At 70.4% G+C, this 13,285-nt stretch carries 13 protein-coding genes; 4 read left to right on the top strand and 9 right to left on the bottom strand.

Going from position 1 to position 13,285, the window contains the following annotated elements; all coding sequences use genetic code 11:
- Positions 1 to 150: 150 nt before the first annotated feature.
- The 5 genes from ABZS97_RS19690 to ABZS97_RS19670 are packed head-to-tail and all read right to left on the bottom strand — an operon-like array spanning position 151 to position 6,754.
- Positions 151 to 1,086, bottom strand: a complete 936-nt coding sequence (locus tag ABZS97_RS19690) for a dihydrodipicolinate synthase family protein (RefSeq protein WP_356139529.1) — start codon at positions 1,084 to 1,086, stop codon at positions 151 to 153.
- A 9-nt stretch (positions 1,087 to 1,095) separates the two neighbouring features.
- Complete coding sequence (locus ABZS97_RS19685) at positions 1,096 to 2,157, bottom strand: ABC transporter ATP-binding protein (RefSeq protein ID WP_356139526.1); 1,062 nt, start codon at positions 2,155 to 2,157, stop codon at positions 1,096 to 1,098.
- Positions 2,154 to 4,145 carry a dipeptide/oligopeptide/nickel ABC transporter permease/ATP-binding protein gene (locus ABZS97_RS19680; RefSeq protein ID WP_356139524.1) on the bottom strand — a complete coding sequence of 664 codons (1,992 nt, stop codon included), beginning with the start codon at positions 4,143 to 4,145 and terminating at the stop codon, positions 2,154 to 2,156. The genes ABZS97_RS19685 and ABZS97_RS19680 overlap by 4 nt, the downstream gene beginning before the upstream one ends.
- Positions 4,142 to 5,104 carry an ABC transporter permease gene (locus tag ABZS97_RS19675; protein ID WP_356139523.1) on the bottom strand — a complete coding sequence of 321 codons (963 nt, stop codon included), beginning with the start codon at positions 5,102 to 5,104 and terminating at the stop codon, positions 4,142 to 4,144. The genes ABZS97_RS19680 and ABZS97_RS19675 overlap by 4 nt, the downstream gene beginning before the upstream one ends.
- Positions 5,105 to 5,122: 18 nt before the next feature.
- Positions 5,123 to 6,754 carry an ABC transporter substrate-binding protein gene (locus ABZS97_RS19670; protein ID WP_356139522.1) on the bottom strand — a complete coding sequence of 544 codons (1,632 nt, stop codon included), beginning with the start codon at positions 6,752 to 6,754 and terminating at the stop codon, positions 5,123 to 5,125.
- Between the two features lie 275 nt (positions 6,755 to 7,029).
- Between ABZS97_RS19670 and ABZS97_RS19665 the strand changes: the two genes are divergently transcribed.
- Positions 7,030 to 7,770 (top strand): FadR/GntR family transcriptional regulator, encoded by a 741-nt coding sequence (locus ABZS97_RS19665; protein ID WP_356139537.1) that lies wholly within the window; start codon positions 7,030 to 7,032, stop codon positions 7,768 to 7,770.
- A 35-nt stretch (positions 7,771 to 7,805) separates the two neighbouring features.
- On the top strand, positions 7,806 to 8,255 hold the full coding sequence (locus ABZS97_RS19660; protein ID WP_356139521.1) for a protein phosphatase: 450 nt from the start codon (positions 7,806 to 7,808) through the stop codon (positions 8,253 to 8,255).
- Here the strand turns inward: ABZS97_RS19660 and ABZS97_RS19655 are convergent.
- Positions 8,230 to 9,075 carry an ABC transporter permease gene (locus tag ABZS97_RS19655; RefSeq protein WP_356139520.1) on the bottom strand — a complete coding sequence of 282 codons (846 nt, stop codon included), beginning with the start codon at positions 9,073 to 9,075 and terminating at the stop codon, positions 8,230 to 8,232. The genes ABZS97_RS19660 and ABZS97_RS19655 overlap by 26 nt on opposite strands.
- Entirely contained in the window at positions 9,072 to 9,986 is a 915-nt protein-coding gene (locus ABZS97_RS19650; RefSeq protein WP_356139518.1) for an ATP-binding cassette domain-containing protein, read from the bottom strand. Before ABZS97_RS19650 ends, ABZS97_RS19655 begins: the two co-directional genes overlap by 4 nt.
- Before the next feature lie 133 nt (positions 9,987 to 10,119).
- Here ABZS97_RS19650 and ABZS97_RS19645 point away from each other — a divergent pair, with 133 nt between their 5' ends.
- Positions 10,120 to 11,328: a sensor histidine kinase gene (locus ABZS97_RS19645; protein ID WP_356139516.1), complete on the top strand. Its 1,209-nt coding sequence runs from the start codon at positions 10,120 to 10,122 to the stop codon at positions 11,326 to 11,328.
- On the top strand, positions 11,325 to 11,981 hold the full coding sequence (locus tag ABZS97_RS19640) for a response regulator transcription factor (RefSeq protein ID WP_356139514.1): 657 nt from the start codon (positions 11,325 to 11,327) through the stop codon (positions 11,979 to 11,981). Before ABZS97_RS19645 ends, ABZS97_RS19640 begins: the two co-directional genes overlap by 4 nt.
- Here ABZS97_RS19640 and ABZS97_RS19635 read toward each other — a convergent pair.
- A complete protein-coding gene (locus tag ABZS97_RS19635) occupies positions 11,948 to 12,247 on the bottom strand; it encodes a DUF397 domain-containing protein (protein ID WP_356139512.1) in 300 nt (99 codons plus the stop codon). The two genes, ABZS97_RS19640 and ABZS97_RS19635, sit on opposite strands and share 34 nt — an antisense overlap.
- The gene (locus ABZS97_RS19630) at positions 12,229 to 13,062 is read right to left on the bottom strand and encodes a helix-turn-helix transcriptional regulator (protein WP_356139510.1); all 834 of its coding nucleotides are present in this window, start codon (positions 13,060 to 13,062) and stop codon (positions 12,229 to 12,231) included. Before ABZS97_RS19630 ends, ABZS97_RS19635 begins: the two co-directional genes overlap by 19 nt.
- Positions 13,063 to 13,285 lie beyond the last annotated feature (223 nt).

Below are 13,285 nucleotides of genomic sequence, written 5' to 3'. Positions count from 1 at the left end.
TCCCGTCTTCCGGGGCTCCGCCCCTGGACCCCCGCTCCTCAAACGCCGGAGGGGCTGATTTTCTACGCCGGCCGGAGAGTTTTCAGCCCGTCCGGCGTTTGAGGACGAGCGCGTCAGCGCGATGCAGGGGGAGAGGGGGCGAGAGAACCGCTACAGCAACCCCGCCGCCGCCAGATACTTCCCCACCCGCTCCACCTCCCCCTCCGACAGGGGGACTTGAGGATCCGCCGTCGCCGCGCAGGCGATGACCCCCCGCAGGTACAGCGCCGCCTTGAACGCCCCGAGCGCGGAGGAACCGGCCCCCATCCGCCCCCGGTCGCCCACGTCCACCATCCCGAACAGCGCACACAACCGCTCCTGCTCGGCGCGGGCACGAGCCCAGTCGCCCTCGCGGCAGAGCCGGTCCAGGCGCACGTACCCGGCAGGGTCGACGTTCCCGAGTCCGGGCACCACCCCGTCCGCGCCGAGCGCCAGCGCGGAGTCGACGATCAGTTCGGAGCCGGTGAGGAGGGAGAACCCGGTGATCTCCGGGTGCGCACGGGCGCCCGTGACGACCGAGCGGAAGGCGCCGAGGTCGCCGCTGGAGTCCTTCAGACCGGCCAGCACGCCGTCCGACGCCAGCTCCAGGACCAGGTCGGCGCCGAGCTTGGTGTGGACGGCCACCGGGATGTCGTACGCGAAGACCGGCACGGGTGAGCGGGCGGCGAGCAGGCGGTAGTGGCGGGCGACCTCCGCGGGATGCGTACGGGTGTAGAAGGGCGCGGTGGCGACGACCGCGTCCGCGCCCGCCGCGCAGACGGCGGCGACGTGGGCCAGTACGCGGGGCGTGGTCATGTCGATCACGCCCGCCAGGACCGGGAGTTGACCGCCGATGTGCCCGGCGACCGTCTCCACCACCAGCCGGCGGTCCGCGTCGGTCAGGAACGCGGCCTCCGATGTCGAGCCGAGCACGAACAGCCCGTGCACCCCGCCCTCCACCAGATGGTCCACGAGCCTGATGAGCGAGGGGACGTCCACCTCGTGGTCCGGTGTCAGGGGGGTGCAGACGGGCGGGACGACACCGGTCAGCGGGGCGGGGATCGGCATGAAGGCTCCCTAGGGCTGGTGCTGGGCGGGGATGCCGGCCATGGCGGTGGCCGAGGCCTGCGACACGAGATCACGCGTCGACTGGCCCTCCTGCACAGGATGGTGGCACCGGAAGCGGTGGTCCGGGGACGACGCGGCGGCGAAGTCCGGCATGACGGCGGCGCAGTCGTCCTCGGCCTTCCAGCAGCGCGTACGGAAGGGGCAGCCGCTGGGCGGGTGGGTCGCCGAGGGGACCGGCCCGACCAGCGGGATCGGGTCGATGGGGTCGAGGAGGCCGGGGGTCGCGGAGAACAGGGCGCGGGTGTACGGGTGACGGGAGGCGTCCGTGACCTCGTGGGCCGGGGCCTCCTCGACGATCCGGCCCAGGTACATCGTGATCACGCGGTCGCTCATCCTGCGTACGGTCTGGATGTCGTGCGAGACGAAGACCAGGGCCAGCCCCAGCCGTTGCTTGAGGTCCAGGAGGAGGTTGAGGATCTGCGCGCGTACGGACACGTCCAGGGCGCTCGTCGGCTCGTCCGCCACCACCAGGTCCGGGTCGAGGGCCAGGGCCCGTGCGATGGCGACGCGTTGCCGCTGGCCGCCGGAGAGCTGGCCCGGCAGGACGTCGGCCAGACCGCGGGGCAGTCCGACCAGTGACATCAACTCCCTTACCCGCTCCTCCCGTTCGGACTTCGTGCCGTGGTGGTGCACGTCCAGGGGGTCCCGGAGGATCCGCCGGACGGGGAGGCGGCGGTTCAGGGCGGTCGAGGGGTCCTGGAAGATCAGGCCGGTGCTGCGGCCTACCGTCGCGCGGCGTTCGGCGGGCTTCATCGACCACAGGTCGCGGCCACGGAAGGACACCGTGCCGGACGTCGGCCGCTGCACGCCCACCAGCACCTTGGCCAGCGTCGACTTGCCGCAGCCGGACTCGCCGACCACGCCCACCGTCTCGCCGGGCGAGATGGTGAGGTCGGCGCCGGTCAGGGCGTACACCCGGTCGCGGGCGAGCAGGCCGCCGGTGCGCGCCTTGTGGACGACGTGGGCGTCGGACACCGTCATGAGGGTGGCGGTGGTGGCTGCGCCGGTCATGTGACGGCCTCGCTTCCCGTGCTCGTGGCCTGCGCGGCCAGGTCGACCGCCGGATGGTGACAGGCCGCCGTGTGCGTCCGGGTGCCCAGCAGGACGGGTGTCGTCGTACGGCACACCTCGTCGGACAGCGGACAGCGGTCGGCGAACCGGCAGCCCGCCGGGAAGTCCGCGGGGGAGGGGACGACCCCCTTGATCTGCGTCATGCGCGCGGCGGCCGACTCCAACGACAGGACACTGCCCAGGAGCCCGCGGGTGTAGTGGTGGGCCGGGGCCTCCACGAGGTCCGCCGTCACCCCCGTCTCCACGATCTGTCCGCCGTACATCACGACCACCCGGTCCGTGACGTCCGCGACGAGTGCCAGGTCGTGCGAGACGAGGATCAGCGCGAACCCCAACTCCTCACGCAGGCCCAGCAGAAGGGTGATGATCTGGGCCTGGACGGTGACGTCGAGGGCCGTGGTCGGTTCGTCGGCGACGATCAGCCGGGGGCTGCGGGACAACGCCATGGCGATCAGGACGCGTTGGCGCTGCCCGCCGGACAGCTCGTGCGGATAGCTGCGCAGGGTGCGCTCCGGGTCGAGGCCGACCAGCTCAAGGAGGGCGGCCGGGGACCGCTTTCCGCCCCTGCGCACGACCTGTTTGAGCTGGGCCCGGATGGTCATGGCCGGGTTCAGGGAGGACAGGGCGTCCTGGTAGACCATCGCCATCTCGTGGCCGAGCAGCCGACGCCTCACGCGCATCGGTTCGGCCAGCAACTCCCGCTGCCCGAACCGGACATGGCCGCGCACCCGGGCCCCCTTCGGCTCCAGGCCCATCACCGTCAGCGCGGTGAGCGACTTGCCGCAGCCCGACTCGCCGACCAGGCCGAGGACTTCACCGGGGTGCACGTCGAAGCTGATGCCGTCGACGATGTCCACCCCGCCGTGCCGGGCGTCGAAGCCGATGGCGAGGTTCTCGACGGACAGGACGGGCCGGCCGGACGGCAGCGGCCGGGCGCGTGCGCGCAGTCTGCGGGCCGCCTCGGTGAGGCCCGGCAGGGGCAGGACGGCGCCGCTGCCCGGCTCCGGTGCCTCCAGCCGGTCCCGCGCGATCGAGGTGTCGGCCTCCACCTCCCGTGCCGCGGGCGCCGCCCACGCGTCGGAGACGCCCTCGGAGAGGATGTTCAGCGACAGGACGGTGATCAGCATCAGCAGACCGGGGAAGACGGTCGCCCACCAGCCGCCGGTCAGCACCATGTTCTTGCCGTCGGCGATCACGCTGCCCCACGACGGGTCGGGCGGCCGCACCCCCGCGCCGATGAACGACAGGGACGCCTCGAAGACGATCGCCTCGGCGACCTGCACGGTGCAGAACACCAGGACGGGGGCGGCGCAGTTGATCGCCACGTGCCGCAGCACGATGTGCGGGGTGCGGGCGCCGATCACGCGCTCGGCGGTCACGTAGTCCTCGCCGTACTGGTCGAGGACGTTGGCCCGGACGACCCTGGCCACCGGCGGGGTGAACAGGAACGCGATCGCGCAGATCAGCACGGTGAGGCCGCCGCCGAACACGGCGACCAGGACCGCCGCGAGCGCGATGCCTGGGAAGGCCATCACCACGTCCAGGCAGCGCATCAGCGTCTCGTCGACCGCCTTGCGCGAGGTCGCCGCGACCGCGCCGAGCAGCGCTCCCACGACGAGGGCGAGCGCCGTTGCGCCCAAGCCGATGGCGAGGGACCAGCGGGCGCCGTACATCAGCCGGCTGAGGATGTCCCGGCCGAGGCTGTCCTGACCCATCCAGTGGCTGCCGGAGGGGTGCCCGGTGCCGTCCGTCTGCGGCTGCTGGTCGAGCGGGTCGTGCGGGGCGAGCAGCGGTGCGAAGAGGGCCGCGAGGACGACGACCGCCAGGAAGCAGAGGGCGACACGGGACAGGATCGGAAGGCGGCGCAGGCCGCGCAGCCGGATGCCGGGGCGGGAGAGGGCCTCGGCGAGGCCCTTGCGAGTGATCATCGGGCCGCGTCCCTCAGTCGAGGATTGACCAGCAGGTACAGGAGGTCGATCACGAGGTTCACGACCACGAAACCGGTGGCGGTCGTCAGGACGACGCCCTGCACGACCGCCGGGTCGCCGTTCTTCACGGCCTCGATCATCAGCTTCCCCATGCCGGGCAGCGAGAAGATCGTCTCGATGACGACCGCGCCGCCCAGCAGATAGCCGACGCGCAGTCCCAGCACGGTCAGCGGGTTGATGAGCGCGTTGCGCAGCACGTTGCGGCCGACGACCACGACCGGGGGCAGGCCGCTGCCGATCGCCGTGCGGACGTAGTCCTTGTCCAGCTCCTCGACCACGGCTGTGCGCACGATCCGCGTCAGCTGGGCCGCGACCGGGAGCGACAGCGCGAGGGCCGGGAGCGTCATCGTCTTGAGCCAACCGCTCAGCGAGTCACCGGGGTTGATGTATCCACCGGTCGGGAACCAGCCCCGGTCGACGGCCAGGTACTGGATCATCAGCAGCGCCAGCCAGAAGCCGGGGGCCGCGACCCCGGTCAGCGAGACGACCCGGATGACCTGGTCGGGCACCCGGTCGCGGTAGATCGCGGCGGTCACCCCGCCGAGCAGCGCGAGCACCACCGCGATGCCCAGACCCAGGAAGGTGAGCTGGAGGGTGAGCGGCAGCGCGGTGGTGACCTGGTCGACGACCGGCGCCCGGGTCAGTGCGCTGGTGCCCATGTCGCCGTGCACCAGATCGCCCACGAAGTCGACGTAGCGGACCGGAAGCGGGTCGAGCAGCCCGTTCTGCTGCCGGAAGTCGTGGAGTTGCTGCGGCGTTGGGTTCGCGCCCTGGAAGAACGCCGACGCCGGGTCGACGTCGGAGAACCGCATGACGAGGAAGACGAAGAGCACGATGCCGAGCATCAGCGGCACGAGCAGGGCGATACGGCGGGCCAGGATTCTGGCGATGGCGATCACTGGGCGACTCCCGTACTCCTAAACCCACTTGGCCTGGAGCAGGTTGATGCCCGGGTAGGGCTGGGCGCGGATGCCGGTGAGCTTCCTCGGGTCCCATGCCGTCATCAGCTCGTTGTGCACCACCGGGTAGAGCACGGCCTGTTCGGCGACGGTGTCGATGTAGTCCTGGATCATCGACTTCTTCCGGTCGGCGTCCGGCTCCTGGGTTGCCCGGTCCATGTCCTTGAAGAGCTTCTTGGCCACCGGGTTGTCGGCCCAGCGGGAGTACTGCATCCAGATGTTCTGGGGGCCGTAGTTGTAGTGCATGATCAGGTCGGCGTCGAGGCCGAACTGGTTGGGGTTGGAGGCGGCGGCGACCACCTGGTAGTCCTGCTTCTGGTCCATCTTGGTGAAGACGGCGGTGGTCTCCTGCGGCGAGAGCGTGGTCTGCACGCCGATCGCGTCCCAGGAAGCCTTGATGGTGGGCAGGCAGTCCACGATCCAACTGACGTTCACCGCAAGGATTTCGATCTTCAAGCCCTTGACCCCGGCCTCCTTGAGAAGCTGCTTGGCCTTCTCGGGGTCGTAGTCGTAGACCGTCTTCGCGGGCCGGTAGGCGGGGTTGGCCTCGTTCAGGAACGAACTCGACGGCTTGCCGTGGCCCTTGAGGGCGACCTCGATCATCTTGCCGGTGTCGATGGCGTAGTGCAGCGCCTGTCGCACCCGTACGTCGTCGAAGGGCTTGTGCTTGGTGTTGAACATCAGGAACAGGTTGTTCATCCCGGCGCCGCCCGCGACCGTCAGCCCGCTCTTCTTCAGCTGTCCGATGTTGGCGTACGGGATGTTGTCGGCGATCTGCGCACCGGCGCTCGCGCCGGAGATCTCCGCCACGCGGGGGGCCGCGTCCACGATGGTCAGCCAGTTCATCTTCTTGAAGGCCGCTTCGCGCGGGCCGTTGTAGTCGGCGAAGGCCTCGAAGGTGGTGTTCGACTTCGGGTGGTGGGCGGTCTGCCGGTAGGGGCCCGAGCCCACCGCCTTGCCCCTGATCGCGTCGTCCCAGGCGCCCGGCTTCGAGAACACGTGCTTCGGCATGATCTTGGCGAGTGTGAGTCGTGAAATCCCTTCGGGGAAGGGGAACTTGAGGACGAGCTCGACGTTCTGCGCGTCGATCTTCCTGACCTGCTTCAGCCACGGCGCGAAGAAGCCCTTGGCCAGGGTCTGTGTCTTCGGGTCGAGGATCCGGTCGAAGACGAACACCACGTCGTCGGCCGTGACGGGCTTGCCGTCGTGGAACTTGGCGCCCGCGCGCAGCGTGAACTTCCAGGAGGTGCCGGAGAGGTCGGCGGGCACCTCGGTGGCGAGCGCCGCGTACGGCTCGCGGGAGATCGGGTCGGTGTCGAGGAGACCCTCGTAGATGTGGTTGTTGGCGGCCATGCAGAACGCCGACGCGGTCTGGGTGGGGTCCCAGGTGCCGTCGTTTCCGTAGCCGATGACGGCGGTCAGCGTGCCGTTCCTCCCGCCCTTGCCGCCACTGGTGTCGTTGGTGGACTCCGGTCCGGACGAGCAGGCGGAGAGCGAGGAGGTGAGGGCTGCGGCGGCACCCAGCGCGCCGGTGTACTTCAGGAACGACCGGCGGTGCAGCGCCGGTCCGTCGGGGTTCACGTCGCGCACGGTTCCTCCAGCAGGGGGTGGTCCAGCAGGGAGTGGTCCAGCGGGGAAGTGGTCCGAAGTGGTCCGGTGGGGGATCGATCCCCGTGAGAGGCGGGAGATACGACGTCCTACGTCATAGGCGGCAGCGTGACCATAGGAAGGCGGCGCGAGGCCGGTCAAGGGATCGCACACGAATGGCGTATCTTCCACAGGTGCGACCAATGACGGCGTGAATTGCGGGTAGCCGGTACCTGATTGGCCCGGAGGTGGGACGTCCGATGTCCAGCGAGCGTACGATGCGGCGCATGTCCGAGGAGACCGGAAACCGCCGGAGGTCCGAACGGCGGGTGAGCAGTCAGATCCAGCACGAGGTCATGCAGCTGATCCTCGACCGCAGGCTCCCGGCAGGCGCGCCGCTGCCCACCGAGACCGAGCTGATGACCGACCTCGGCGTGAGCCGCAACTCCGTCCGTGAAGCCCTCAAGGCCCTGCAGGCGCTCGACATAGTCGAGATCAGGCACGGCTACGGCACGTATGTCGGCCACGCCTCCATGAACCCGCTCGTCGACGGGCTCACCTTCCGCACGCTCGCCCAACCAGACGCCGAGACAGGCGCGTTGGCCGAAATTCTTCAGGTCCGCGAGGTCATGGAGGAGGGGCTGATCCGCCGGGTCGCGGCCACCCTCTCCGAAGCGGAGCTGGACCAGCTCGAAGCGGTCGTGGACGCCATGGACGCGGCAGGCCGCGAAGGCCGCCCCTTCCCCGAACTCGACCACGAGTTCCACGAGTTGCTGTACGCCTCCCTCGGCAACGCCCTCGTCCCCCAGCTCCTCGGCGCGTTCTGGACCGTCTTCCGCCGGGTCGCCGGCGTGCGCGGCTGGACCGACGACCCGGCCCCGGAGGTGACGGTCCGCCGCCACCGCGACATCGTCACCGCGCTGCGCGCCCGGGACGTCGAGGGCGCCCAGAAGGCCATGGCGGACCACTTCCGCGGCATCGAGGCGCGGGCGGCCCAGGAATCGCGCGGCGTCGGCTGAGCAGGGCCTGCCGGGGCGCCTCGTAGGCTTCGGGCATGAGCGAGCGGTGGAACCCCGACGACCCCGGCGTCCTGCGGCTGCCCTCCGGACGTCTGGTCCGCGGCCGCGCCCTGCGCCACCCCCTCCCGGCGGACGCCCCGGCCGCCACGTACGCGGTGTACCTCCTCGGCAAGCAACCTCCCCAAGTCCCTTGGCCCGCCGACTGGTTGCGCTGGCCGGACTTCCGCCTGCCGAGCGACCGCGGGCGGGCCCGCGAGCTGCTCGCCGGTGCCTGGGAGCGGGCCGCCGGCGAACGCGTCGAGATCGCGTGCGGTGGCGGCCGCGGCCGCACCGGGACGGCCCTGGCCTGTCTGGCCGTGCTGGACGGCGTACCGGCCGACGAGGCGGTGGACTTCGTACGCCGCCACTACGACCGGCATGCCGTGGAGACGCCCTGGCAGCGGCGCTACGTCCGGCGCTTCACAGGTCCCGCCGGTCCACCATGACCACCACGACGACCGCCGACACGAGGGCCCACGCCCCGTACACGATCCAGCTCCCGGTGAGGGTGTGCGGGTAGTAGCGGGGGAACAGCATGTGCCGGTTGTGGCCGTAGGCCATGTCGGCCAGGCGGGACCAGGCGTTGAAGGGGAGGGCGTTGCGGATGGCCGCCGTCCAGCGGTAGCGGTCGGTGATGAAGGACGGCAGGAGCAGCAGAACGCCGGTGATGAGGACCATCGTCGTCGCGCTGTGCCTGATCAGGGCGCCCAGAGCCATCCCCGCCAGGGCGCTGACCGGGGCGAGGAGCGCGGACGCCACGACGACGCGCAGGGCGCCGGGTTGGCTGAGCGGGACATCGGCGCCGCGGCCGGACAGGATCGCCTGGGTCGCCGCGAAGGAAGCCGCGGCGACGACGGCGCCGTACATCGTCATCACGGCCGTCACGACCGTGAGCTTCGCCCCCATCACCGAGCGGCGGGCCGGAACCGCGGCGAACGTCGTACGGATCAGACCCGTCGCGTACTCGCCGACGACCGTGATCGCACCGATGCTCGCCACCGCCAGAACCATGATCAGGGCGGCGCCCTGGGTGAAGGCGTCGCGCAGCGCCATCTCCACGTGTTCCGCCCGCTGGGCCGCGGTGTCCACGGGATAGAGGTCCGTGCGGGCCGCGTTCGTGTTGAAGGCGATGATCGCGAAGGCGCTGGCCCCGAGCGCCCAGTAGGTCGAGCGCAGCGAGCGGAGTTTGATCCACTCGGCGGCGAGGAGGTCGGTGAAGCGGGCGCGCGGCTCGGCTGCGCGCAGGGGTACGGCGGCTGTCGTCATCGGGACTCCCCGGCCAGGTATTCGACGCTGTCGGCGGTCAGTGCCATGAAGGCCGCTTCGAGCGAAGCCGCCTGCGGGGTCAGCTCTTCGAGCAACACCCGGTGGTGGAAGGCGAGTTCACCGATACGGGCGGCGCTCAAGCCCGTCACCTTCAGCGTGCGGTCGTCGTACGGCGCCACCGCCGCGCCCTCGGCGGACAGCACGGACGCCAGCGCGGTCGCGTCCGGCGTGCGCACGGTCACGGTCGTGCGGCTGCCGCGCGCCGCGAACTCCGCCAGGCTCTCCGCGGCGATCAGCTCCCCGCGTCCGATGACGATCAGGTCGTCCGCCGTGTGCTCCATCTCGGACATCAGATGGCTGGAGACGAACACCGTCCGCCCCTCGCCGGCCAGTCGGCGAAACAGCCCGCGCACCCACAACACGCCCTCCGGGTCGAGCCCGTTGAGCGGCTCGTCGAACAGCAGCACCGGCGGGTCGCCGAGCAACGCCGTCGCGATACCGAGGCGTTGCCTCATGCCCAGCGAGAACCCGTCGATGCGCGGCTTGGCCGCCGCACCCGCGAGCCCCACCTCCTCCAGCACCTCGTCCACCCGCCCGCGCGGAATGCGGTTGCTGCGCGCCAGCGCCGCCAGATGGGCGCGTGCGCTGCGTCCGCCGTGCACATCGCCCGCGTCGAGCAGTGCGCCCACGTGCCGCAGGCCGCGCGGATGGTGCCGGAAGGGCTGCCCGTCGATGGTCGCCGTGCCGCCGCTCGCCTCGATCAGGCCCAGCAGGATGCGCAGCGTCGTCGTCTTGCCCGCGCCGTTGGGGCCGAGAAAGCCGGTGACCCGGCCGGGACGGACGGTGAAGGAGAGGCGGTTCACGGCCAGGGCGGGGCCGTACCGTTTGGTGAGCTCGTTGACTTCGATCACATGCGACACCGTCTCGCCCGCGGCACCGGCCGGGCATCGCCCCGCCGTCGACATTCGCCCGCCGCGGGTGTCGACCCCGGTTGTACGTCCGCGGGCCGATGACCGCCCGCATCCCCGCGTCTACGATCGCGCCATGCATGTCACGCCGTCTCCGCCGCTTCCCCTGCTCAAGCGCGTGCCGCCGGGTGGCTGGGTGGCCGCGACCTGGTGCGCGAGCACGCTGTTCACGCTCCTGACGACCTTCCGGCTGCCCGGTGAGTACGAGCCCGGCCAGTGGCCCGCAGCCCAGCTCTACCGTTGGGACGGCCTGACGTTCCTCGCGCTGTCCGGTGCGATGGCCCTGTACGGCGGCCGCATCCTGCGCCGACGCCCCCTGCGGGCTCTCGCCCTGCAACTCACCTCCGCAGGCTTTGTGACGACCACCCTGGGCGTCGGCGGGATCCCGCTCGCCCAGTTCGTCGCCGTCGACGTCGCCCTGTACTTCATCGCGGCCCAGCAGCGCCGCCGCACCGGCGTCATCGCCCTCTCCCTCGCGCTCGCCACGCTGGTGGGCTGGGTGTCCGTACGGCTCCTGCGCGGTTGGGACGCCGGTATGTCGGCCGAACTGGCCGTCGCCCTCATCACCGTCATCGCCTGGCTCCTCGGCAACGCGACCCACCGCACCCGCGAGTACGCCGACAGGCTCAGCGCGCAGGCCGCCGAGCAGGCCGTCACCACCGAACGGCTGCGCATCGCCCGCGAGATGCACGACATGGTCGCCCACAGCATCGGCATCATCGCCCTCCAGGCGGGCGCGGCGGCCCGTGTCGTCACCACGCAGCCCGACGCCGCCCGCGAGGCCATGTCCGCCGTCGAGAACGCGGGCCGTGAGACCCTCTCCGGCCTGCGCCGCATGCTCGTGGCCCTCCGCCAGGCCGACCACGGCCCCGCCTTGGAGGCGACGGGCCTCGCCGACGTCGACCGTCTCGCCGCCGCGACGACCGCCGCGGGCGTCCGGGTGGACGTCCACTGGAAGGGCGAGCGCCGCCAACTCCCGCCGGACATCGACCTGTCCGCGTTCCGCATCATCCAGGAGTCCGTCACCAACGTCGTACGGCATGCCGCCACCGACTCCTGCGAGGTCCTCATCGGCTACGGCGACGACGACGCCCTCTCCATCGAGATCGCCGACGGCGGCCGGGGCCGTGGCACGACCACCGACACCGGGTTCGGGCTGGCCGGCATGCGCGAGCGGGTCGCCCTGCTGCACGGCGAGTTCACCGCAGCGCCCGGCCCCTCGGGCGGCTTCCGCGTGACGGCCCGCCTGCCTGTCCCCGCGCCGGCCGAGGCGGTCGCCCGATGACGATCCGCGTCGTCCTCGCCGACGACCAGCAGCTCATACGCACCGCCTTGCGCATGGTCATCGCCGACATCGAAGACGTCGAGGTGGTCGGCGAGGCCGCGAACGGCGAGGAGGCCGTCCGCCTCGCCGAGCAACTCCGCCCCGACGTCGTCGTCATGGACATCCGCATGCCCGGCGTCGACGGCATCGAGGCGACGCGCCGCATCACCGCCGGCACCGGCGACACCCACATCGTCGTCCTCACGACCTTCGACGACGACGACTACGTCTACGGGGCGCTGCGCGCGGGCGCCGCCGGTTTCCTCGTCAAGGACATGGGCCTCGACGACATCCTCGCCGCGATCCGCGTGGTCGCGGCCGGTGACGCCCTGATCGCCCCCAGCGTGACCCGCCGCCTCATCCAGGACTTCGCCGCCCGCCCCGAACAGGCGCGGGTGCGGCGCTCGTTGACCGCCATCACCGAGCGTGAGCGCGAGGTCCTCACCCTTGTCGGCAGCGGCCTCTCCAACACGGAGATAGCCGAACAGCTCTTCATCACCGTGGCCACGGCCAAGACGTACCTGACCCGCCTGCTGTCCAAGCTGGACGCGCGGGACCGGGTCCAGCTGGTGATCATCGCCTACGAGGCGGGGTTGGTCTCCGTCACGAGGTGACCATCGACGAAAGCGGTCCAGGCGGGGGCGCCGATGAGGAGGACGGGGCCGTCCTGGACCTTGCTGTCGCGGACGGGGACGACACCGGGGAGGCCGTCGGCTACCTCTACGCAGGCCTCCCCGCCGCTGCCGCCGCTGTGGCTGCTCTTGCGCCACTGGGCGGCGCCGATGAAGTCGTAGGCGACCTCGATGCATTCCTCCCCGGCGTCTCCGCTGCTGTGGCTGCTCTTGCGCCAGCGGGCGTTGCTCAGGTCGTACTCGCGCATCGTCTGTGGTCCTCCGCTGCCGACTCGATCAGAGATAGGGACGCCTCCGGCGACATCGCGACGGCCCTGATGAGATCGTAAGACGACTGGTTCCGCTTCACCACTGCTGGTTCGTCCAGCAGATTCCCCGAAGACACGCCTTCTGTATAGAGGGTTGGCGGAGCGTCCTCGAACTCCATGAGTGTCATCAGTTTGCCCATGGCAGGGTGCGCCCCCGCTGCGAACGGCAGCACCTGCAGCACCACCTTGCGCTCTCGCGCCAGTGCCGCAATGCGGTCCAACTGGTGTGCCATGACCGCCGCGCTACCGACGACGATGCGCAGGACCGTCTCATGGAGGACCGCCCAATACATGGGTCGTGTAGCGTCCTTGAGCAGCCGTGTTCGGTCCATGCGCGCATTGACCAGCTCTTCGATGTACTCGTCAACAGCGAGCGGATTGCCCGCCAGATACATCGCTCGCGCGTACTCCCGCGTCTGGAGGAGTCCCGGTACCACCGCTGGTGCGTACTGGCAGATCTTCGTCGCCAGCCGTTCCAGTTCCACCACGTGCGCGAAGTACTCGGTATACGGCTGATCCTTGATGAGCTTTCGCCATAGCCGCTCGAAAATGCCGTCGGTTTGCAGGATCTCGTCAATCCGCACCGCCACATCCAACTGCGGCTTCCGAATAGCCTGTTCGAACTGTCCGATGTAGCCCCCGGAGACAAAGACCCTCGTCCCCAGCTCCACCTGGGTGAGCCCCGCGTCCTCGCGGCGCCGCTTCAGCTCCGCGCCGAAGAACTCCCAGGCCGCCTGTCGTGAACCATTGGCCATGGCCAACCCCCCTGCGCTGCGCCGCACTTGTAGCGGACAGACTCCTGCCGAGTGTAGGCGCAGAGCGTCATCGTGGAGATGCGAAGCGTGAAACTCAAAGGAGAAGGGGAGCACGGTGACGGAAGAAAACGTACTACTCGGGGGACGACACTCGACGCTCTGTGTCGAGGAGGCGGAGGACATTGTGAAGGAATTGCGGTCGGTACTCGCAAAGGCCGGAATT

The organism is Streptomyces sp. NPDC005485 (assembly GCF_040606085.1).
GTDB lineage: Bacteria > Actinomycetota > Actinomycetes > Streptomycetales > Streptomycetaceae > Streptomyces.
Note: the sequence above shows the minus strand (reverse complement) of the source record. Positions and strands in the feature narration are given on the sequence as shown.